The sequence below is a fragment of the Sutcliffiella horikoshii genome, from assembly GCF_044809035.1.
Taxonomy (GTDB): Bacteria; Bacillota; Bacilli; order Bacillales; family Bacillaceae_I; genus Sutcliffiella_A; species Sutcliffiella_A horikoshii_G.
In genome coordinates this window covers 1,145,219-1,166,207 of the sequence record NZ_CP085237.1, presented here as the reverse complement: position 1 = coordinate 1,166,207, position 20,989 = coordinate 1,145,219, and the positions used below count along the sequence as shown (strand labels likewise).

Genomic DNA, 20,989 nt, shown 5'->3' with positions numbered 1-20,989 from the left:
CATGATTACACTAGGTGTCCTCTCATTTTCAAAACCGACTACGTATCTTACTAAAATGGCCGAACATGCTGCTAAAAATGGTCTTAACATATGCATCATTTCACCTGCTCAATTGAATGATAACACTTCTAATGTATCAGGTCTCGTGTACACTTCAGACAAAAAGGAATGGATAAACGCCTCGTTTCCCATTCCTTCCTTTATTTACGACCGATGTTATTATGGAACAAAAAATGCGCAACAATTCAAAGGTTTGACGGATTTACTAAAATTGCAGGAAAAAGTACATTTCCTCGGCTATGGACTTCCAAATAAATGGGAGGTTTATAACAAGCTATCTTCCTTACAAGAACTTAAAGAATTTTTCCCACTATCAAAAAAACTCACCAGTGTCACATTTTTCTTATCCCATTTTCGCCAGAGAGAGAATTGGTTGATCAAACCAATCAATGGGTCCCAGGGCAGAGGTCTAATAAAGGTGGAACAAATAGGCAACCAATTTATGGTCAAAGAAGTCGTGCAACCAGGAGAAAGACTTTATGTTTTCCAGACAGGCAGCCAACTGAGAACCTGGTTACATAGCCGCATGAAAGATACTGAGTATATCTTCCAACCCTTTCTTCCATTGCAAAATAAGAAGAATGTTCCATTTGATTTAAGACTACTCTTGCAAAAGAATGAAGAAGGTAATTGGACGGAAAGGGTACGTTGCATCCGGACAGGCCCAAAAGATCATATTACTTCCAACCTTGCTGGCGGGGGTGAAATGCTGCCCTTCTCTGTTCTACTTCAAGGACTGTCCACGTTCAAAAGGCAGACACTGGAAAGGAAGCTTCAAGTCATTGTGGATTATCTACCTTCAAGCATTGACCAAACGATTTCCCCTCTTTTCGAATTAGGAATAGACATCGGGATTGACCCTGACTATAATTTATGGATTTTAGATATTAATTCCAAGCCCGGTCATAAGATAGTAACAATGGCTTCCCCTTCTGTACAGGCAGAAATATATGAAGCCCCGAGCAAGTATTGCATGTACTTGGCGTCTATCAAAAGGTGAATAAACGGGAGTTGATGATGATGAAAGCACTCATACCTGTTAAATGCAGAGATGACTTGAAAGAAAACCAAATTCTTGTTCCGGAACAGATGAGCAACATCCACATAGAATCCATAGCTTTTGGAACACATCAATATTCGTGTCATGCAAGTATTCACGCTGGACATTCACTTTATCTTTCCAAATCATTATTTGAAAAGCTGCTACTCCCTTATGCGGGGAACATTCATGTATTCGTTCATGAAGACATCCTGCACCTTGGCCCTCTGATCGGCATTTTTACAGCTGGCTTTAACAGCTCCATGATTCGACCCATAGGGGAGCGCTCATTATTTTTTTCCAAGCTGCTGGCAACCGAGAGAAAAGTCGGTGCTTTTATGTTTTTATTTGGCGCAAATCATATTGACTGGGAAGAGGGGACAATGGAAGGCTTTATGTTTACGGAGCAGGGTTGGAGTAAGCGGACTCTCCCTTTTCCACATGTTGTATACGATCGACTTCCCAATAGACGAACAGAGAAGCACAGATTGCTTGCACAAACGAGAGAAAAAATGCAAAAGGATTATGCAATTCCCTGGTTTAATCCTGGCTTCTTCAACAAATGGGATATTCATCAAAAGCTTATGATTGAAGAAAATATCGTTCCATACCTGCCAGAAACGCATAATGATGTGTCCATAGCCAAAATGGAGAAACTATTGTCCAAGTATCCTTTCATTTATCTAAAGCCTACAAATGGAAGCCTTGGACTAGGCGTTTACAAAATTATTTATAACCGTGAAGAAGAAACTTATTATGCTCGCTATAAAAATGAGGATTTTGTCAATAAATTGCAACGCTCTTCCTCCCTGGAGGCTTTATTAGCACACATCCTAAAAAACAGAGATTTGTCCTGTTATTTAATCCAACAAGGCATTCCTCTTTTAAAAGTAGAGGATTCCTTTGTGGATTTCCGTGTCCATACAAATAAGGATGAGCACGGAAATTGGGTGGTCAGTGCGATGGCTGCAAAACTAAGCGGCAAAGGCAGTATCACTACCCACGCCAACAGCGGCGGAGTGATCAAGACGATTACTGAAATCTTCACTGATAAAGAAGAACAAGCGGCAGTCATCCAGCAATTATCTCAAGCTTCTCTATTAATAAGTAATGCCATTGATACACATATGCCGGGATTCATCGGTGAGATTGGCTTTGATTTCGGGCTTGATAAAGAGCACAAACTTTGGATGTTCGAAGCAAACTCTAAACCGGGCCGTTCCATCTTCTATCATCCAAAACTAAGAAACGAAGATATCCTGACTCGCAAGCTTTCCATTGAATATGCGGTTTACTTAACAGAACACACTATTAAAAATCCGGAAGGTGTTTTTTCATGATTGAACTATTTTATGAGATGACCTCCCAGACATGGTATCAGCAATTCGACAAAGAGAAGAAAGTAACAATGGGCAAGTACTATTCGGTGCCCTATAAAAAAGAACATACCAGCAAATTTCTTAGCTTCCCTTTTCTGCTAAAGGACATGAAAGCAGGTCCTCTTATCTGCATCCTGGCCAGTCCAAAAAAAAACGGCTTTATTGGAAATATCAGCCTTTTTAAAAGAATACAACGAAATCTACAACAATTAGGTGGTTTATCTGTTGTAGTTACGCCGGAGCAACTGACAGAAGATGGGGTAAACGGATTCTGTTATCTACCGGCGCACGATCATTGGGTGAAAGTACAAACCCCTCTTCCTGACATTTTATATAATCGCTTGGCTCGATATGAGGACGAAAGACTTTTCTTAGAACAAACGGAGAAGTTGACATCTCTTTACCATATTCCAGTTTTCAATCCTCACTTTTTTGATAAATGGGAGTTATATCTTCAACTTAGAGATAATGAGAGGTTGAAACAGCATTTGCCCAAAACAGATCTTTTATCTGAAGAAACCTTAGCCGAGTATCTCTCCACCTATCCGGAGGTGTATATAAAAAAAAGAAAAAGCAAAAAAGGTAAAGGGGTCTTTCTCATCGTCAGAAATGGAAACACTTTTTTGATGAAATCCACCTCCACCACGACCGTCCTGTTTCCATCTGTAAGAAAACTGGCCAGTTATTTTGAAAAAGAAGAATCAATAGACTCTTATATCATCCAAGAAGCCATTACCACCTTGCCGATGAAAGGGAAAAAATTTGATTACCGGGTATTGGCCCACTCAAGCGGCAATGGCTTTTCTATAACAGGAGTTGGCGTCAGGATGGCTAAAAAACAACAAGTAACCACCCACGTCCCTTCAGGTGGAGTAATTGTTGCAACAGAAGAGCTTCCTGTTAAGACCGACCATGAAACAATTGAACAGCTTATCACTCAATGTGGAAAACAGCTCACTGCTTTTTATGATGATATCGGAGAGTTCTCTGCAGATATTGGCATAACAACGGAAGGAAAACATTATATTTTTGAATTGAATGCCAAGCCGATGGATTTTGATGAAGCTCCTATCAAGCAACGGGCAACGGAGAATATTACCAAGGTTTTCTATGAACGAACAGGTTTTTCCATGCAGGAATCTTCTTCCTGATGTCGAATAATGTAACAAGTCGCCATTACATCAAGAGGAGGAAAAGGCATGATTTCACACTTTCAACTAAAACCTTTCTATCAAAATAACCAACTTCCTGGCTGGCATCTTTCCTTTTTTTACAAAGGGCACGCCATTAAAGCCGTCTATCACAAAAACGGTTCCATAGAATGGCCAGAATCTCAGACCTTTTCCGAAGAAGAAAAACAAGCTGTTGAAGCTCAGATTCATGAACTGATGCTCTTCCACGTTTATGATTAACAAGAATCATTTCCCCTCCTTTAGATACACTAACTAAAAAGGAGGGATTTTTTATGTCAGATAAGAAAAATACCGATAAAGGCCCACAAAATGAAGGTAGAGATGAGTATTACATGGATATTGACAGATACATTAATGAAGGGCTAGCTGGTGGGACTGTCTTTGAACGTGACCGCTACACGAACATTGAAGAAGCACGAGATTTAGAACAAGAAGAACCCCCTAAAGAACAACGATAAAACTCTTCCCATAAAGGAGGAGTTTTTTAATTGCTTTGTATACGGCGCTCTCTTCGTTATAATAAACAGAAGAGCTCAGAAGGAAAGGGATTAAACATGTACAACCAATTAAAAAAAATATATAAGGATGCGCTCATTCAATCATCCTCCCCTCATAGTTTTTCGCACTATCTTTGGTTCGCCTCTTCGGACAATGAATACTTCGGAATTGAAAAAGATTCATTGACCACCAAAGATATATTGCTATTGGAAACATTTCTACAAAAAGTAGAAGAACATCAACTATCCATGAGTGAAAAGGAACAGTGGTGGCATGAATTATTATTTAATCGTGCTCTCCAAAAAACACCATCTACTCAACTAAGACCTTTCCGCTTCATCCATTTTGAATTCTCCGAACCCTTATTGAACAAGGAAGAATGGAAAGAAGCATTAATTGCGTTCTTCGATAGCGACTTGGTGATTGTATGGAAAAGTTTTACCGGCGGTGTCATAGTGGATTTTTTGCCGGAAGTGAAAACAGAGGAAACAGTTCCTCTCCATGACATCATCGACATCACTGCTTCTGACTTCTATTCCAATGTTAAGTTTTATATAGGTGCATACAACGATATAGAAGAAAACCTTTCAGACTTCTTTCACTGGGAGCAGAAATGTTTTGAACTATCTTTAAAAGCAAGGAAGCAGGCAAACATACATACATTTCAACACGCCCTCCCTTATATGCTCACAGAAAACATGGATGCAGAACATCTCCCTTACATGACAAAAATGTTTGGCACGATGCTGGATGATGAAAAGGAACTTCTGCAAAGCGTAAAAGTCTATATAGAAAATAATATGAATGTATCCTTAACAGCCAAGAAACTCTTCATGCACCGTAACAGCCTTCAATACCGAATCGATAAATTCATCGAACGGACAGGCATTGACATCAAAAACTTCCAAGGAGCCATGGCCGCCTACCTAGCAATCATTATTATCGAAAAGTAACGTTGCACAAAGACGTTGCTTTTTTTTGTGCAACTTGTACATTTACGAAATGTATGCGTTTTCGGTACACTAATAACAGATTAAGAAAACGATTTCACAGGGGGAAACACACATGGCAGAATTGCAATTAGATCATATCTACAAAGTCTACGAAGGCGACGTAACAGCAGTTAAAGACTTCAACCTACACATCAAAGACAAAGAATTTATCGTATTCGTAGGTCCATCAGGTTGCGGTAAATCCACAACTCTACGTATGATTGCAGGTCTTGAAGAAATCTCCAAAGGTGACTTTATCATCGACGGGAAAAGAATGAACGACGTTGCACCAAAAGACCGCGACATAGCAATGGTATTCCAAAACTATGCACTTTATCCTCATATGAATGTATATGACAATATGGCATTCGGATTGAAATTACGTAAGTTTCCTAAAGAAGAGATTGACCGCCGTGTGAAAGAAGCAGCAGCAATCCTTGGTTTGGAACAATACCTTGATCGTAAACCAAAAGCATTATCCGGTGGTCAGCGTCAACGTGTAGCATTAGGTCGTGCAATCGTTCGTGATGCAAAAGTATTCTTAATGGATGAGCCTCTATCCAACCTTGATGCAAAGCTTCGTGTAGCGATGCGTGCGGAAATTTCCAAGCTTCACCAACGTCTGCAAACAACAACTATCTATGTAACGCATGACCAAACAGAAGCAATGACGATGGCAACACGCCTTGTTGTAATGAAGGACGGTATCATCCAGCAACTTGGTTCACCTAAAGAAGTGTACGAAAACCCTGAAAATGTATTTGTAGGTGGATTCATTGGATCTCCTGCCATGAACTTCTTCAACGGTAAACTTGAAGATGGAGCATTCCTAATCGGCGAACAGAAAATTACTGTTCCAGAAGGAAAAATGAAAGTACTTCGCGACCAAGGTTATGTAGGAAAAGAAGTCATCCTTGGAATTCGTCCAGAAGATATCCACGATGAGCCTGTTTTCATTGAATCATCTGTAGGAACTACTATTACAGCTGTAATCGAAGTATCTGAGCTTCTTGGTGCAGAATCTATGCTTTATTCCCAAATCAATGGCCAAGATTTTGTAGCACGTGTTGATTCCCGTACAGACGTGAAACCTCAACAAAAGCTTCAACTTGCATTGGACATGAACAAATGTCACTTCTTCGACATGGAAACAGAATCTCGTATCCGTTCTAAATAATACATCTTTCCAAAACCAGGTCTTAACGGACCTGGTTTTTTATTCTTGGATAGTAATGATTTGCTCTATTTGACAGACTGGACAATTGATCAAATGTAAACAAACGTGATTTTCCACACAGTTTAAGTCCCCATCCACCAACTTTAAAAGGTTTATTTCCATATACGCACTATAATCATCCAAGTAGTCCGTCACCTTACCTGTATCAATAAGCATGTTGCCACAAGATGCGCAATTACCCTGATATTCTTCCAACCCATTACATAATGGACATATCTCCATAAAAGCCCCTCCACTTCCATACATCTTCTGCTTTTCATTAATTTTTACATCTTACCCACAAATATTCGTAATACTGAAATAGCTAATATCCATAAATTTCCTAAAAATAAATGGATAAAGATATTATGAAATTCCTATAATACAAGTAACAACTTATCACCCAATGGACCAGCCTAGACGGCAGCAGAAATCTCTGCACTACTGGTGCAACTCCAGTTGGTCCAACCAAAACTATTTTACGAGGAGATGAATCACATCATGGCAAGCAGAAACAATTCGTCAAATCAATTAGTAGCACCTGGTGCTCAAGCAGCTATCGACCAAATGAAGTACGAAATCGCAACTGAGTTTGGTGTAAATCTTGGTGCAGACACAACTGCTCGCGCTAACGGATCTGTTGGTGGAGAAATCACTAAGCGTCTAGTTCAAATGGCTGAACAATCCCTAGGCGGAAGATAAGTTTTAGTTTTTATGTAACAAATAATTTTATACGTATGGCTTGAGGCACCTCAATTTTGGGGTGCCTTGCTTATGTTAGTTCAAGAAATGAAATTTGTATATATTAACATTTTTTCAAAAATTGGTATATCATATTTGTGGTTTGGGTATTGAAACTTGTAGCTTTTTAAATTAGATGTTGGATAGGAGGAAAAAAGATGCATTGGTATTTAGAGGGTTTTAGAAATTATTTTAACTTTAGTGGGAGGGCTAGGAGGAAGGAGTATTGGATTTTCACGCTTGTACATTCTGTGATTTTTTGGGTAATACCTATGTTTGCAGCTTATTTTTTTCAAGATTCCGAAATAATTGTTGGTATCTTCGGTCTCTTTTATCTAATTTTTATCCTCGGGACAATCATACCCGTTATCTCCATAAATGTAAGAAGACTTCATGATATTGGTAAAAGCGGATGGTGGTATTTAATCATATTAATTCCGATTGTAGGAGGAATAATTCTTTTCGTATTTGCGTGCATGGAAAGTGAGCACGATAACAATTACGGGCCCAACCCGAAGAAATATGATCCCTCTCCTAAAGGAGAAGCCCTGACTCATTAAATTAGTATTTGCACGAATAATATATTACACTTGAGCCAAAACCATAAAGGCGGCGAAGTGATTGACCATTTTATTAGTTGGTGGAGGCCACGCCCACTTGAAGTGTTTATTGGAAATAAGGAAGAAGCCTCTTCCCAATCAAAACATCTTGTTAATCTCACCCAATCGGTATCAATACTACTCAGGAATGTTCTCAGGGTACACCGAAGGTCTTTACTCAATAGATGAAATAAGAATCGATTTAAAAACCATGTCGGAAAAAGCCGGCGTAACATTTATAGAAGATAAAGTTACAGAGATTTCCGTTACCGATAAGACACTCGAAACAAAGGCAGGGACCAAGATTTCTTTCAGTGTGGTCTCATTTGATACAGGCTCATTAATAGAGGGTCCATCCTCTTTCAAGGATTATCTTGTTCAAATTAAACCAAATTACCTTTTTGCAAAAAAAATTATGGAATACCGCGAAGTTGAATTTCCAATAGTGGTCGGGGGCGGGGCTTCAGGGGTAGAAATTGCCTTAGCAATTACTGCATGGAGGAAGAAAAATGGCTTGCCTACTAATGTCTCACTGATTACTTCCTCAAACCTGTTGCCCTCTTCTTCCACCAAAGCCTCCAAAAGGGTTACATATATCGCTAAGCAAAAAGGGCTCTCCATAATCGAGGATGATAGTGTAGCGAAAATGAATGAGTGTCAGATGATAACACAAAATGGAAGATGCCTCTCTCACTCCCAAGTTCTGTGGTTGACTGGTCCAAGCCCTAGTGGCATTTTCAAGAAAAGTTCGCTTCCTTGTGATCAGACCGGCTTTCTCTTGACTGAGAGGACCCTCCAAGCTAAAGGGCTGCCTTTTATTTTCGGAGCAGGTGATTGTATAACACTAGAAGCATTTCCTGACCTTCCTAAAAACGGGGTATATGCTGTAAGACAAGCAGAGTTGTTGTGGAGGAACATCACAAGTTACATAAATGGAGAAATGTATTTTACCTTCACTCCCCAACGTCATTATTTATCGTTACTTTCAACAGGTAATAAGGAAGCCTTACTGCAATACGGAAGCTTTACTGCTCACAACAAGCTTGCGTGGAAACTGAAGAATAAAATAGATACAGACTATATAAAAAAATTCAAAAAATAAATCCCCTCCACTTTTAAAAGTAACGGGGATTTTTTATTAAATCAAACTCCACTTTCTATCATACGAAGGAATTGCTTCGTTCTATCTGTCTTTGGATTTCCAAATATCTCAGAAGGTTTCCCCTTCTCGACAATCTTCCCATCATCCATGAAGATCACTTCATCTGCCACTTCTTTGGCGAACTTCATTTCATGGGTGACAACCACCATGGTCATCCCTTCCTGGGCCAGCTCTTTCATAACTCTGAGCACCTCTCCCACAAGTTCGGGATCTAATGCAGATGTAGGTTCATCAAACAGCATCACTTTCGGTTCCATGGCAAGTGCTCTCGCGATTCCGACACGTTGCTGTTGGCCACCTGAAAGTTGAAAAGGATAAAAATCCAGTTTATCTCCAAGCCCTACCTTCTCAAGCAACCTCTTAGCTCTTTCTTCCACCTTTGCCTTTGCCTCTTTTTTCACTGTAATCGGACCTTCCATCACATTCTGAAGGGCCGTCATGTGAGGAAACAGATTATAACTTTGAAACACCATTCCCGTTAGTCTTCTGAAGCTGGCAATCTTGTTAGAAGAAACCTTTCCGGAAAAATCAAGGGCTTGCTGATCAATCTCGACTCTCCCGGAAGTAGGTGTTTCTAATATATTCAAGCAACGGAGGAGAGTGGTTTTACCAGATCCAGACGGCCCGATAACTACTACAACCTTCCCCTGTTCCACGTTTAAATCAATACCTTTTAATACTTCTAAATCTCCAAACTGCTTATATAAGCTCTGTACTGAAATCATATCTTGAGCTCCTTTATTAATGACTGTTTTGTTAACTAAATCATTTTGCAACATATCTGTCCAAACGACGTTCTACTCTTCCTTGTACAAGAGATAAACAGAAACAGATTACCCAATAGATTGCCCCTGCCTGTGCATACAGCAACAGGAATTCATAGTTGGTTGCAGCAATCTGTTGGGCCACCCTGAACATTTCTGTTACAAGAATCAAGGAAGCAAGAGATGTATCCTTTACCAAACTAATAAAGGAATTGGATAATGGCGGAATGGAGACTCTTGCTGCCTGCGGTAAAATGATACGTCTAAGCGCCTGAGGATAACTCATTCCCATGGAATATGCCGCTTCCCATTGTCCTTTTGGCGTTGAAAGGATTGCTGCCCGGATTATCTCGGATGCATATGCTCCAACGTTCAAGGAGAACGCAATCACAGCTGCTGGAAAAGAATCGATGGTGACCCCGATGGAAGGCAATCCGTAGAAAATAATAAATAATTGCACTAATAGAGGTGTTCCCCGAATAATGGATACGTAAATTCTCGCTACTATCTGTAATGGTTTAATCGGCGAGATACGCGCCAATGCTGTTAAAACAGCTATCATCAACCCAAAACTGAAGGAAAGTAACGTTAACGGTATTGTATAAGACAAAGCTCCCTTCACCAAAGGGAGAAGGGAACTTTGTGCGATTGTCATCCATCTATCTAAACGTTCCGGATCTGTCAGGATATTAGTTAAGTACATTTTCACCAAACCATTTCTCTGAGATTTCTTCATACGTTCCATCTTCAATAATTTCAGCAAGTGCTTTATTCACTGCTTCTACCAATTCGTCACTGCCTTTGCGGAACATCAACCCGCTTTGTGCCGCATCACCTGCTTCATCAACAATTTTGATTTGTGCATTTGGGCGGTTTTTTTGGAAATCAAGAACAGATAATTTATCATTGATCGTTACATCCACTCGGTTGGAGTTGATTAACTCTACCGCTTGGTTAAAACCTTCCACGCCTTCAATTTCCGCTTTATACTCACGAGCGATATCTGCATAGTTACTAGTTAGAGATTGCGCAGATTTCTTGCCTTCAATGTCTTCAAAACTTTTGATTTCTTCGTTATCTTCTTTTGCTACTAGTACAGCGGCTGACGTAATATAGTGGTCAGAGAAATCGTACTTTTCTAAACGATCTTCACGGATTCCCACTTGATTCGCAATCATATCAAAACGCTTAGAATCAAGACCAGCGAACATTGCATCCCATTGTGTTTCCATGAATTTTACTTCTACACCCATTTTTTCAGCAATTGCTTCTGCTATTTCTACATCAAAACCTGTTAACTTTCCAGACTCATCGTGGAATGTGAATGGAGGGTATGTACCTTCTGTTCCAACTAGAAGTTCCCCTTCCTCTTCCACTTTGCTCAGAAGATTTTCTGTTTCCTCTTTTGGAGAATCTCCTGTAGTACCGTTATTATTAGTTGTACCACATGCAGTTAACACGACTGCAGATAGTAAAAGTAATGTGAATATAGAAAATAGTTTCTTCATTTCGTTAAACCCCCAGTATTCTTATATGAATTAATTTTAAATCAACTACTGTATAGTATAAGAAGTCTTTAAGCTTGTCAAAGACTTTGCTTGCATTTTTTATTTTCTCCAATATCCGTAAAAATAACAAAAAGGCTATGGGGGTAATTCCCTCCCATAGCCCACTGCTCTTAGACAGCAAGATCCTTGCTACCCTGCTGCAATTCGTACATCTGATAATACTTCCCTTTTCTTTCCATTAGTTCTGTATGATTGCCCCGCTCGACTATTTCTCCACGATCAAGCACAAGGATCTGATCTGCATTTTTAATAGTAGAAAGTCGGTGGGCAATGATGAAGGTGGTTCTTCCCTTTTTCAATACCTCCAACGCCTGCTGGATGATGGCTTCCGTTTCTGTATCAATACTGGCCGTCGCTTCGTCAAGAATTAAGATGGCCGGATCAAATGCTAGCGCGCGCGCAAAGGAAATCAGTTGACGTTGTCCGGAAGATAACGTACTTCCCTTTTCAATAACTGGTTCCTCCAGTCCTTTTGGCAATGCGTTGATAAATTCCATTGCTCCTACATCTTCAAGTGCCTTTTTCACACGTTCCATAGAAATGGATGGATCATCCAGGCTTACATTAGATGCAATGGTACCGGTAAACAAGAATGGATCTTGAAGAACTATTCCCATATGCTGCCTGATTGCCTGTTTTGGCAGTTCTTGAATGTTTTGTCCATCAATGACGATTTTCCCTTTTTCTATATCATAGAAACGGAACAAAAGATTCATTATCGAACTCTTTCCTGATCCAGTATGACCGACCAATGCCACAGTCTCTCCTTTAGAGGCTGTAAAAGAAATATCTTTGAGTACGTATTCATTTTCTTTATAGCCAAACCAGACTGACTCAAAGGAGACATTCCCCTCATAACGTGGATGCTTTGCGTCTGAAACTTGAATTCCAGCCTCATCCATCAACTCAAACACCCTAACTGCAGATACCCGTGCCTGTTCAAGGTTTGCCAACTGATTGACCATTCCGGTAATTGGACCGAACATTCTTCCTAAGTAGTCAACAAACGCATATAAAACCCCTAATGAAACTATCGTCCCAATACCTAATGAAGCTCCTCCGAAGTACCATATCACCACAACAAATGAAATGTTTCTAAGTACCCCTACAAGGTTATGAGAGGTTAATGCATTAAGGCTTAACAGTTTATTTTGATACGTGAAATGCTGTTCATTCCACCCCTCAAACTCTTCTGTTGCCTTTTTTTGACGTCTAAAAGCTTGAATGATGGTCATCCCTTGTATGGATTCATTAATATTTCCGTTTATATCACTAAGGAGAGCCCGGATTTTATGATTGTAAACGGAGGCATATTTACGATAAAAGATAAACCAGACAACAAGAATGGGAATCAAGGTCAAGCAGATGAACGCCAGCCTCACATCAAGTAAAAATAAAGCGATATAAATCCCAGTTATATAAATCAGTCCTGAAAAGAATGTTGCAAGGACTGTGACATACAACTCCTTGATTGTTTCTGTGTCATTGGTGATTCTTGAAACTACTTTCCCTGCAGGAAGGTGATCAAAATATTGTATCGGTAGTTTCTGAATCTGGCCGAACACATCCTCCCTCATCTTCTGGATGATGCGGTTGGCAGAAGTTTGTAGGTAATAACTTTGGCCGTATTGAAAGAAAGATGCCAATACAAGCAAGCCAAAATATAATCCAACCAAATAGACGATATATTTTACCTCAGGCTGATAAAAGCTAATCAATTCGCTATTTGTCAACCTTTGGGCAGGATAGCTTTGCTCCTCTTCCCCTCTTCGAATCGTGATCTCGTTATTTTCAGCAGACCTCTGGCCATCAAAACGGATGTCGGAAGGAAGGAAATAATACTCTCTGCCGACTTGAAGGATTCTAGCCGTATTCTCAGGGGTTGCAGTCACTGTTTCCCGATCTTCCCGACCATAATATTTTCCATCGTAAAGTACACGATCTTTCCCAGCTTTCTCTGTTTCGATCCAAACTTTTTCAATCCCAAGAATATGATTATCTATCATCCTTTTGGCGATAAAAGGACCTGTCAATTCTGCAGCTACAGCAACCGACAGCATTAACAATGCGATAAGGATGATTCGCTTTTGTGTTAATGCATATTGAAATAGGCGTTTGCCTGATTTTATTTCTTTGACGTCTTTCATGTTAACACCTCGCCTCCTTTTGGCGATTGAACTTGCTGTCTTTCAAACTGTTCTTTGTACCAGCCTCCAATGGCCATCAGCTGGTCATGCATGCCGGACTCTACAATTTTCCCGTCCTCTAAAACAATTATCCAATCCGCATGCTGCACACCAGACAATCGGTGTGTGGTGATGAAGGTTGTTTTTCCAGCGCGTTCATTTCTAATATTTTCAATGATGGTTGCTTCTGTCTTCGCATCAACAGCTGATAAGGAATCATCAAGTATCAAGATCTCAGGATCTGCAATAAGTGCCCTTGCAATGGAAATACGTTGTTTCTGTCCTCCTGATAACGATACACCTTTTTCTCCTACCAACGTCTGCAACCCTTCCGGAAGCAATTCTAAATCTTTTTCAAAAGCAGATGACTTGATCGCTTGCGCAATTTCCTCTTCTGTGGCATCTTCTTTTCCAAATAAGATGTTTTCTTTAACAGACCTTGAAAATAGGATATGATCCTGCGGCACATATCCAATCCACCCTTGAATGGTGTGCAACGGAATTTTTTGCAGGTCCACTTCATTTATATTAATGGTACCAGTACCAAGCGGGTACTCTCGCAATAGCTGTTTAATCAAAGTCGTTTTCCCACTACCCGTTTTCCCGACAATTCCAAGTGTTTGCCCTGCTTTTAAATGGAAGGAAACATTCTTTAAATTGTCCACTGTAGAAGAAGGATATTTGAATGAAACTTGATTGAACTCGATGATTTTTGGGGCAGACACATCAATTGGTTCATGATGATCGCGGACATCCTCTTTGTATGCAAGTGTCTCGTTAACTCGATCTAGCGATGCATTTCCCCTCTGCATGACGTTGATTAGTTCTCCAATGGCAAACATCGGCCATATCAACATTCCTAAATAAACATTGAACGCCACAAGCTCGCCTAAAGTAATCGATTTATGGAAGACCAAGTAAGCCCCGTAACCGAGACCAATCAGGTAACTTGCCCCGACAAGCAATTTAATGGTCGGCTCAAAGAGGGAATCAATGATGGCAACCTTTACATTTTTCTTATACACATCATCTGTCATCTGATGAAATCTGCCTTGATCTGCCCTTTCCTGTACATAAGCTCGTATAACTCTGACTCCTGCAATGGATTCAAGTACTTTGTCATTCATATCTCCAAAAGCATCCTGTGCCTCTGTAAAACGGTGATGAATTTTTTTACCATATATATTCATTGCTAATGCCATTAAAGGAAGTGGAATGATTGCTGCGAGCGTAAGCTTCCAACTTATCATAAACCCCATCGTCCCTAAGATGATCAGCATGAATACACTTGAGTCGATCAGTGTTAAAACTCCAAATCCCGCAGTAGTGGAAATGGCTTTCAAGTCATTCGTTGCCCTGGCCATCAAATCCCCTGTACGGTTTTTCTCATAAAAAGTTGGGGTCATCTTTAACAAATGACCCATTAATTTCGATCTTAGTGACCTTTCCACTAAAAAGGAACTTCCAAAGAGCTGATACATCCACGTGTAGGTGATTCCATAAATGACAACTGCCAAAACGGTTAAAAAAATAACATATTGCAATAGTTTTTCAGAGGTGAATGCTCCTACTTGAATATCATCTATGGCCATACCGATCATCTTTGGGGGAATAACCTCTAATATTCCTGCAAAAATAAGTAATGCAATTGCTATTGTGTATCTCTTCCAATGCTCTTTAAAAAACCAACCCAATTTTCCTAGTACTGAAAACATAATGAAAAACTCTCCCTTCTATGCTGATTTCAAGCTTCTTGCTACCCTCCATCTGAAGCCACTTTGTACATCATTAAACGAACATAAACATTTCCCATATCTCATTCCTCCTGAAGAGTTATTATTAATTTGGAAAATTATAGAATTAAATTAAACTAAAAAAATGGCATACCGAACGTTACTCGGTATGCCACCTTTTTCTCCATAAAAAAAGCACACGTCACGCCCTGATGGTGACCTGTGTTTCCTACAAAGATATCCTTATACGGTAAAAGGAATAGATCCTCGATTAATAGAAACTAACCGAATTTCTTACAGGACAGGTCACGAGATTTATTAAATTAATGGATTTACCAGCTACAATTTCAGTTGTCATTAACTTCATCATCATCGAACCCTCCCTTTCCTTAAAAGTTTTAATTTAGTTTCATATAATTTCCACTTTCTAAACTTACCACCGTAGCCAAGCACTTGTCAATCACCAATTTACCTAAAATTATAATAGCTTAAATATTTCAATCATGTTACTTTTGTTAAATTTAAAGAAGGGGGACAGACCCGCAAAGGAGTTTTCCCTTCTACAGTGAAGTCTCACGCAGTTTAATGTATTTGTGTTCTACCCTTGCAATTTTTGGGTGAAACTGTTATTCTTAAGTAGAATTATTTTTGTTCGGTATGTAAGGATTCAAAGTTAAGATTTAACTTTCGCCTTGATATTTTTAAGAGCAAGAATAGTAATACATTGTGTGGCAAGCACACTAGGAGGTAACAACATGTTACAAGGTACAGTAAAATGGTTTAACGCAGAAAAAGGTTTCGGATTCATCGAGCGCCAAGACGGAGACGACGTATTCGTTCACTTCTCAGCGATCCAAGGCGAAGGTTTCAAATCTTTAGAAGAAGGTCAATCTGTTACATTTGAAATCGTTCAAGGTAACCGTGGCGACCAAGCTGCTAACGTTAACAAAGCATAATTTATAGCACAGCATATAAAAGGCTCCCAGCGATGGGAGCCTTTTTGTATTGCTTTTATCTGTCAGGCCAATTTTTAGACCAACAACTGAAGTAAAACTTTTTGCAGTCAAAACCTAACTTGTGACTAATTTGTTAAAGATGTATTTTACATATTACTTTAATCCCTTCCTTCCCTTATAATAAAGATGTATTTAAAATATATCTTTTAAACAGGGAGGCATTTCGATGCTTAGCTCAACAACTATACAAATTGTGAAATCTACCGCTCCAGTCTTAGCTGTTAAAGGGGAGGAGATTACGACTCATTTTTATAAAACTCTATTTACCAATCATCCTGAGTTATTAAATATCTTCAATCATGCCAATCAAAAGAAAGGCCGTCAACAAACCGCTTTAGCAAACACAATATATGCAGCCGCTACTTACATCGATCAGTTGGAAGTCCTTTTGCCTGCTGTAAAGCAAATAGCACACAAACATAGAAGTTTAGCTGTTAAACCAGAACACTACCCTATTGTCGGTGAACATTTACTTGATGCCATCAAGGCGGTTCTTGGAGATGCAGCAACAGATGAAATTATTGAAGCATGGGGAGAAGCATATGGAGTTATTGCAGATGTCTTCATTTCTGTTGAGAGGGAAATGTACGAAGCAGCCGCGCAACAGAATGCCGGCTGGGAGGACTTCAAAGAGTTTACTGTCGCGGAAAAGATCGAAGAAAGCGAGCTTATTACTTCTTTTTACTTAAAGCCTTCTGACGGATCAGCTGTACCGGCCTTTACTCCTGGACAATACATTACGATTAGAATTTCCATTCCTGGAGATACGAACTTATTTAACCGACAATACAGTTTATCAGATGCATCTAATGGCGAATATTTCAGAATCTCAGTTAAAAAAGAAAATAGTGATCCCGCTGGGGCCGTTTCCAATTACCTTCATGAGCATGTGGAGATAGGTAATACAGTGGAAGTGACAGCACCTGCAGGGGACTTTATTCTTGAAGGCGGTCAAGATCTACCTGTTTACTTAATAAGCGGTGGTGTTGGAATCACGCCAATGCTAAGCATGTTGAAGACCATTGCTAAAGAACAGCCGGCAAGACTAACCACTTTCATCCATGCTGCTAGAAATGGCTCTGTACATGCATTTAAAGACGAGGTCAGAGAAACCATAGATATAATGGAGAACGGGAAAAAGCTATTTATTTATGAAAATCCTACAGATGAGGACGTTAAATTAGGAGCTTTCCATGAACAAGGGTTTGTAACGGAGCAGATTTTAAGAACACTAAACTTAAAGAATGATGGTTTGTATTATGTTTGCGGACCAGTTCAGTTCATTAAGTATATCATTTCTATGCTTGGAAAGCTTGGAGTCACTGAGGATATTATCAGATACGAGTTTTTCGGACCTTCCATTGATATGAAGAAGGAAGAAGAAGTGACAGTAAAATAATAATCATCGAGGGCTTGCTGCTTGTGGTAGCAGGCTCTTTTTGTTGGCCTTGATTTTTGGGTCAAAAAAATACCCCCGCTCCAATTCAAGAGCAGGGGACTGAATACAAACATGTTATAAAGTAAATGGTCTTTTCATTATATCACTGATTACGTGATTTAGTGATTATTTTTTGACAAAGTTGTGAATAGAGCTTTTTCTCCTACACACCGAGAAAACTCTTTCGCTGCTTCAAAAACCGATTCCGCTTTGGAAATGGCGGAAATCACTGCAACTCCATCTGCCCCAGCTTCTAACACTGCGGCCGTGTTTTCAACAGAAATACCCCCGATTCCCACCAGTGGAACCGTCAAACCAGCATCTCGGATCTGTATAATTACCTGTGGACCCTTCACTTCCTTGATATCCTTTTTCGTGGTAGTGAAGTACATAGGACCAACTCCGATGTAATCTGCCCCATCATTCACAGCCGCTCTAGCCTCTTCCACCGTATGACAGGAAACACCGATAATCATCTCAGGTGCTAGACGTTCCTCCACCTCTGAAAAAGATGCATCCTCCTGCCCGATATGAACCCCATCTGCTTCCACTTCCAAAGCAAGATCAATATCATCATTGACGATAAACGGTATAGCATGACTTTCACAAATTTCTTTAAGCTTCAATGCAAGTTCCTTTTTTTCTACCCCCACTTTGGCACCTAACCCTTTTTCCCGAAACTGAAAAAAAGTGATTCCTCCGTAAATGGCTTCCTGCAGAACATCCTTCGGGTCGCGACCAGCACAATCCACGCTTCCCATCACAAAATAAACATTCAAGCATTCCCTCTTCATACCTCTACACCAAGCTTTCTGTAGGCCCAGTGATTGGTAGGTCCATGACCACTGCCTATTCCTAGTTCATTCTCAATAGCACAATGTATAAAACGCTTCGCATTCATTATCGCGTCCTCCACTGTACAACCTTTCGCAAGTCCGGCCGCAATAGCCGCCGCGAACGTACATCCGGTCCCGTGGGTATGCTTCGTATTAATGCGCATGCTTTTCAACTCCATAAAGCTGCTTCCATCATAAACAAGGTCAATCAGCTCATCTCCTTCACCATGTCCTCCTTTTATCACGACATGGGAGGATCCTAGTCTGTGTAGCATGCGAGCTGCTTCCTTACTTCTATCAAGTGTATCCAAGTTCATTTCCGTCAGCACTTCCGCCTCTGGGATATTTGGCGTTGTAACGGTTGCAAGCGGTAATAGTTTTTCCCGGATGGCCCTTATAGCTTCTTCTTGTAAAAGTCTTGCCCCGCCTTTTGCAATCATGACGGGATCCACTACCACATTCCTCCAACCGTGCTGGGCAATTTTCTCCGCTACAGCTTCGATGATGACACCGCTGAAAAGCATGCCGGTCTTTACCGCATCTGGTCTTAGATCCGTTGCGATCGAATGCAATTGCTCTAACACCATGTCAACGGGTATTGGATAAACACTTTGGACTCCTAATGTGTTTTGGGCGGTTAAAGCGGTAATAGCTGACATCCCAAACACATCCAGCTCCTGAAATGTTTTAATATCGGCTTGGATGCCCGCTCCTCCGCCACTATCGGAACCTGCTATCGTCAATACTTTTGCTATCATATATTTTCAGTCCCTTATCCAAAATATCGGTGATACAATGTTTTTGCTCTAGCAATCTCTTTTGTTCCATGAACTAGCACTCTACCGTCTTTAAAAGCTACCAGTCGGTGCCCCTCCACTTGAAAGGAAATCAAGTAAGGGTTAATCTCCACATTTATGCCCTGAGATGCCAGCAGCTCCTTCATGTCAGCCAAGCTCCTGCCTTCCGTCCATGTTTCGGCAGGTCTTATTTGCACAGAATCTCTTCCGCAAAGAACGGCTGTTTTCGTCTGGTTTTCAAAAGATAGATGAGGATATGTGTGATTTCCCCCACAGCTTAAGCACTCTGGGTCCTTCAACTTTTCTACATTTAAGGAAACATACTGATTTTTCCACATATCAAAGGAAACAAGCTTACGATTGCAGTCTTTGGCGTTGCCAGAAAGAATTTTCAATGCCTCAGCAACTTGATGCGCGACCACCATCCCCACAGCTGGAGCGATAATTCCGACCGTATCGCAGGTTGCTCCTCCTAGCGGTACGGTTTTGAGCAAACACTGCAAGCATGGGGTTTTGCCTGGAAAGATTGTAAAAGAAATACCGTAGCTCCCCACGCATGCGCCGTAAATCCAAGGAATAGCATGTTTTTGACTTATATCATTCATGATCAGGCGGATATCAAAGTTGTCGGTCGCATCAAGCAACAGGTCAAATCCCTCTTTTTTCACCAGCGCATCCAACATATCTGCCGTTACATCCGCAACCTGTGCATTTATCTCCACTTCTGAATTGATCAGTTGCAGCCGCTCCTTTGCTGCCACCGCTTTTGGCAGCTTTTTGAGTGCATCCTTTTCGCAATAAAGCTGTTGACGTTGAAGATTGCTCCACTCCACATAATCCCTGTCAATGATTGTGATCTTTCCGACTCCCGCTCTCACCAGCGCCTCCGCATTTCCCGTCCCCAATGCCCCTGCACCGATGAGTAACACGTGCTTTTCACCGATGCTTTTTTGGCCATCCACTCCAATCGGTGCGAACAAAGTCTGACGTGAATATCGATCCATTACCCGACACTCATTCCTTCACTTGGGCTGCTGGCTGTCGCATAACGTTTCTTTTCCATTCTCCCAGCCTCATAGCCCAGACGCCCAGCTTCAATTGCAAGTTTCATGGCCTCTGCCATTTTCACAGGATCTTTTGCTGCTGAAACGGCCGTATTCAATAGTACACCATCCGCTCCCAACTCCATTGCCTTTGCTGCATCTGCTGGTGAACCGATTCCCGCATCCACGATAACCGGTACATTGGATTGCTCGATAATAAAGCCCAAGTTCAATTCGTTGATGATTCCTTGACCAGAACCAATTGGGGAGGCACCTGGCATGATAGCATGGGCACCAAGCTCTTCTAATTTTCTTGCTAACACTACATCATCTGAAGTATATGGAAGCACCGTAAAGCCTTCTTTTAAAAGTTCTTCCGTTGCTTTTAATGTTTCAACCGGGTCTGGCAAAAGTGTTTTCCAACAACCGATTACTTCTACCTTGATCATGTCACAAAGACCGGAAGCTTTAGCCAATTTAGCAATCCTTACAGCTTCTTCCGCCGTTTTGGCACCTGCTGTGTTCGGTAGCAACGTGTATTTCTCCAAATCCAGCTTTTCTAAAAAATTGGGCTGACTTGCTTCAAAGATGTTCATTCTTCTTACCGCAAAAGTCAGGATTTCCGAACCTGAAACATCCACCGCCCTCTTTTGAATATCAAAATCCGGATACTTTCCTGTTCCTAACAACAACCTGGAATTAAATGCATATGAACCAATTTTCAACATA

General features: G+C 40.6%; 22 protein-coding genes. 12 read left to right on the top strand and 10 right to left on the bottom strand.

The features are described 5' to 3' along the window. The first annotated feature begins 1 nt into the window (after nt 1). From LG307_RS06220 to LG307_RS06190, 7 genes are all read left to right on the top strand, one after another. On the top strand, nt 2-1,060 hold the full coding sequence (locus LG307_RS06220; RefSeq protein WP_404449057.1) for a YheC/YheD family protein: 1,059 nt from the start codon (nt 2-4) through the stop codon (nt 1,058-1,060). Between the two features lie 14 nt (nt 1,061-1,074). After that, a complete protein-coding gene (locus LG307_RS06215) occupies nt 1,075-2,439 on the top strand; it encodes a YheC/YheD family protein (RefSeq protein ID WP_404450391.1) in 1,365 nt (454 codons plus the stop codon). Beyond that, a complete protein-coding gene (locus LG307_RS06210) occupies nt 2,436-3,629 on the top strand; it encodes a YheC/YheD family protein (RefSeq protein WP_404449055.1) in 1,194 nt (397 codons plus the stop codon). The genes LG307_RS06215 and LG307_RS06210 overlap by 4 nt, the downstream gene beginning before the upstream one ends. A gap of 48 nt (nt 3,630-3,677) precedes the next feature. Further along, a complete protein-coding gene (locus LG307_RS06205; protein WP_010198495.1) occupies nt 3,678-3,890 on the top strand; it encodes a YheE family protein in 213 nt (70 codons plus the stop codon). A gap of 53 nt (nt 3,891-3,943) precedes the next feature. After that, nucleotides 3,944-4,129 carry a hypothetical protein gene (locus LG307_RS06200; protein WP_404449053.1) on the top strand — a complete coding sequence of 62 codons (186 nt, stop codon included), beginning with the start codon at nt 3,944-3,946 and terminating at the stop codon, nt 4,127-4,129. Between the two features lie 96 nt (nt 4,130-4,225). Further along, entirely contained in the window at nt 4,226-5,122 is an 897-nt protein-coding gene (locus LG307_RS06195) for a PucR family transcriptional regulator (RefSeq protein ID WP_404449051.1), read from the top strand. A gap of 112 nt (nt 5,123-5,234) precedes the next feature. Then, nucleotides 5,235-6,338 (top strand): ABC transporter ATP-binding protein, encoded by a 1,104-nt coding sequence (locus tag LG307_RS06190; protein ID WP_404449049.1) that lies wholly within the window; start codon nt 5,235-5,237, stop codon nt 6,336-6,338. Between the two features lie 39 nt (nt 6,339-6,377). Here LG307_RS06190 and LG307_RS06185 read toward each other — a convergent pair whose 3' ends face one another. Beyond that, a complete protein-coding gene (locus LG307_RS06185; protein ID WP_404449047.1) occupies nt 6,378-6,620 on the bottom strand; it encodes a hypothetical protein in 243 nt (80 codons plus the stop codon). A 258-nt stretch (nt 6,621-6,878) separates the two neighbouring features. On the opposite strand from LG307_RS06185, the gene LG307_RS06180 reads away from it, so the two are divergent. The 3 genes from LG307_RS06180 to LG307_RS06170 all read left to right on the top strand — a co-directional run bounded on the left by LG307_RS06180 (nt 6,879) and on the right by LG307_RS06170 (nt 8,819). Next, nucleotides 6,879-7,079 carry an alpha/beta-type small acid-soluble spore protein gene (locus LG307_RS06180; protein ID WP_010198503.1) on the top strand — a complete coding sequence of 67 codons (201 nt, stop codon included), beginning with the start codon at nt 6,879-6,881 and terminating at the stop codon, nt 7,077-7,079. Nucleotides 7,080-7,276: 197 nt separating this feature from the next. Continuing rightward, nucleotides 7,277-7,678, top strand: coding sequence for a DUF805 domain-containing protein (locus LG307_RS06175; protein ID WP_404449045.1), 402 nt, complete (start codon nt 7,277-7,279; stop codon nt 7,676-7,678). A 61-nt stretch (nt 7,679-7,739) separates the two neighbouring features. Then, complete coding sequence (locus LG307_RS06170) at nt 7,740-8,819, top strand: FAD-dependent oxidoreductase (protein ID WP_404449043.1); 1,080 nt, start codon at nt 7,740-7,742, stop codon at nt 8,817-8,819. A 41-nt stretch (nt 8,820-8,860) separates the two neighbouring features. Here the strand turns inward: LG307_RS06170 and LG307_RS06165 are convergent, their stop codons facing one another. From LG307_RS06165 to LG307_RS06145, 5 genes are all read right to left on the bottom strand, one after another. Further along, complete coding sequence (locus LG307_RS06165) at nt 8,861-9,604, bottom strand: amino acid ABC transporter ATP-binding protein (RefSeq protein WP_404449041.1); 744 nt, start codon at nt 9,602-9,604, stop codon at nt 8,861-8,863. Between the two features lie 40 nt (nt 9,605-9,644). Beyond that, a complete protein-coding gene (locus LG307_RS06160) occupies nt 9,645-10,346 on the bottom strand; it encodes an amino acid ABC transporter permease (protein ID WP_404450390.1) in 702 nt (233 codons plus the stop codon). Continuing rightward, on the bottom strand, nt 10,333-11,151 hold the full coding sequence (locus LG307_RS06155; protein ID WP_404449040.1) for an amino acid ABC transporter substrate-binding protein: 819 nt from the start codon (nt 11,149-11,151) through the stop codon (nt 10,333-10,335). Before LG307_RS06155 ends, LG307_RS06160 begins: the two co-directional genes overlap by 14 nt. A 170-nt stretch (nt 11,152-11,321) precedes the next feature. Beyond that, the gene (locus tag LG307_RS06150) at nt 11,322-13,358 is read right to left on the bottom strand and encodes an ABC transporter ATP-binding protein (RefSeq protein WP_404449038.1); all 2,037 of its coding nucleotides are present in this window, start codon (nt 13,356-13,358) and stop codon (nt 11,322-11,324) included. Further along, nucleotides 13,355-15,112 (bottom strand): ABC transporter ATP-binding protein, encoded by a 1,758-nt coding sequence (locus LG307_RS06145; protein WP_404449036.1) that lies wholly within the window; start codon nt 15,110-15,112, stop codon nt 13,355-13,357. Before LG307_RS06145 ends, LG307_RS06150 begins: the two co-directional genes overlap by 4 nt. Nucleotides 15,113-15,885: 773 nt before the next feature. Here LG307_RS06145 and LG307_RS06140 point away from each other — a divergent pair. Next, on the top strand, nt 15,886-16,086 hold the full coding sequence (locus LG307_RS06140) for a cold-shock protein (RefSeq protein ID WP_010198513.1): 201 nt from the start codon (nt 15,886-15,888) through the stop codon (nt 16,084-16,086). Nucleotides 16,087-16,312: 226 nt separating this feature from the next. After that, on the top strand, nt 16,313-17,545 hold the full coding sequence (hmpA, locus tag LG307_RS06135; protein WP_404449035.1) for an NO-inducible flavohemoprotein: 1,233 nt from the start codon (nt 16,313-16,315) through the stop codon (nt 17,543-17,545). Between the two features lie 158 nt (nt 17,546-17,703). On the opposite strand, the gene thiE is transcribed toward hmpA, so the two are convergent. From thiE to LG307_RS06115, 4 genes are read right to left on the bottom strand one after another with little or no spacing between them, the layout of a single operon-like run. Beyond that, nucleotides 17,704-18,378: a thiamine phosphate synthase gene (thiE, locus tag LG307_RS06130; RefSeq protein ID WP_404449033.1), complete on the bottom strand. Its 675-nt coding sequence runs from the start codon at nt 18,376-18,378 to the stop codon at nt 17,704-17,706. Continuing rightward, nucleotides 18,375-19,178, bottom strand: coding sequence for a bifunctional hydroxymethylpyrimidine kinase/phosphomethylpyrimidine kinase (gene thiD / locus LG307_RS06125; RefSeq protein ID WP_404449032.1), 804 nt, complete (start codon nt 19,176-19,178; stop codon nt 18,375-18,377). Before thiD ends, thiE begins: the two co-directional genes overlap by 4 nt. A gap of 14 nt (nt 19,179-19,192) precedes the next feature. After that, the gene (locus LG307_RS06120; RefSeq protein WP_404449031.1) at nt 19,193-20,221 is read right to left on the bottom strand and encodes a thiazole biosynthesis adenylyltransferase ThiF; all 1,029 of its coding nucleotides are present in this window, start codon (nt 20,219-20,221) and stop codon (nt 19,193-19,195) included. Next, nucleotides 20,221-20,988: a thiazole synthase gene (locus LG307_RS06115; protein WP_404449029.1), complete on the bottom strand. Its 768-nt coding sequence runs from the start codon at nt 20,986-20,988 to the stop codon at nt 20,221-20,223. The genes LG307_RS06120 and LG307_RS06115 overlap by 1 nt, the downstream gene beginning before the upstream one ends. Between the last annotated feature and the right edge of the window lies 1 nt (nt 20,989).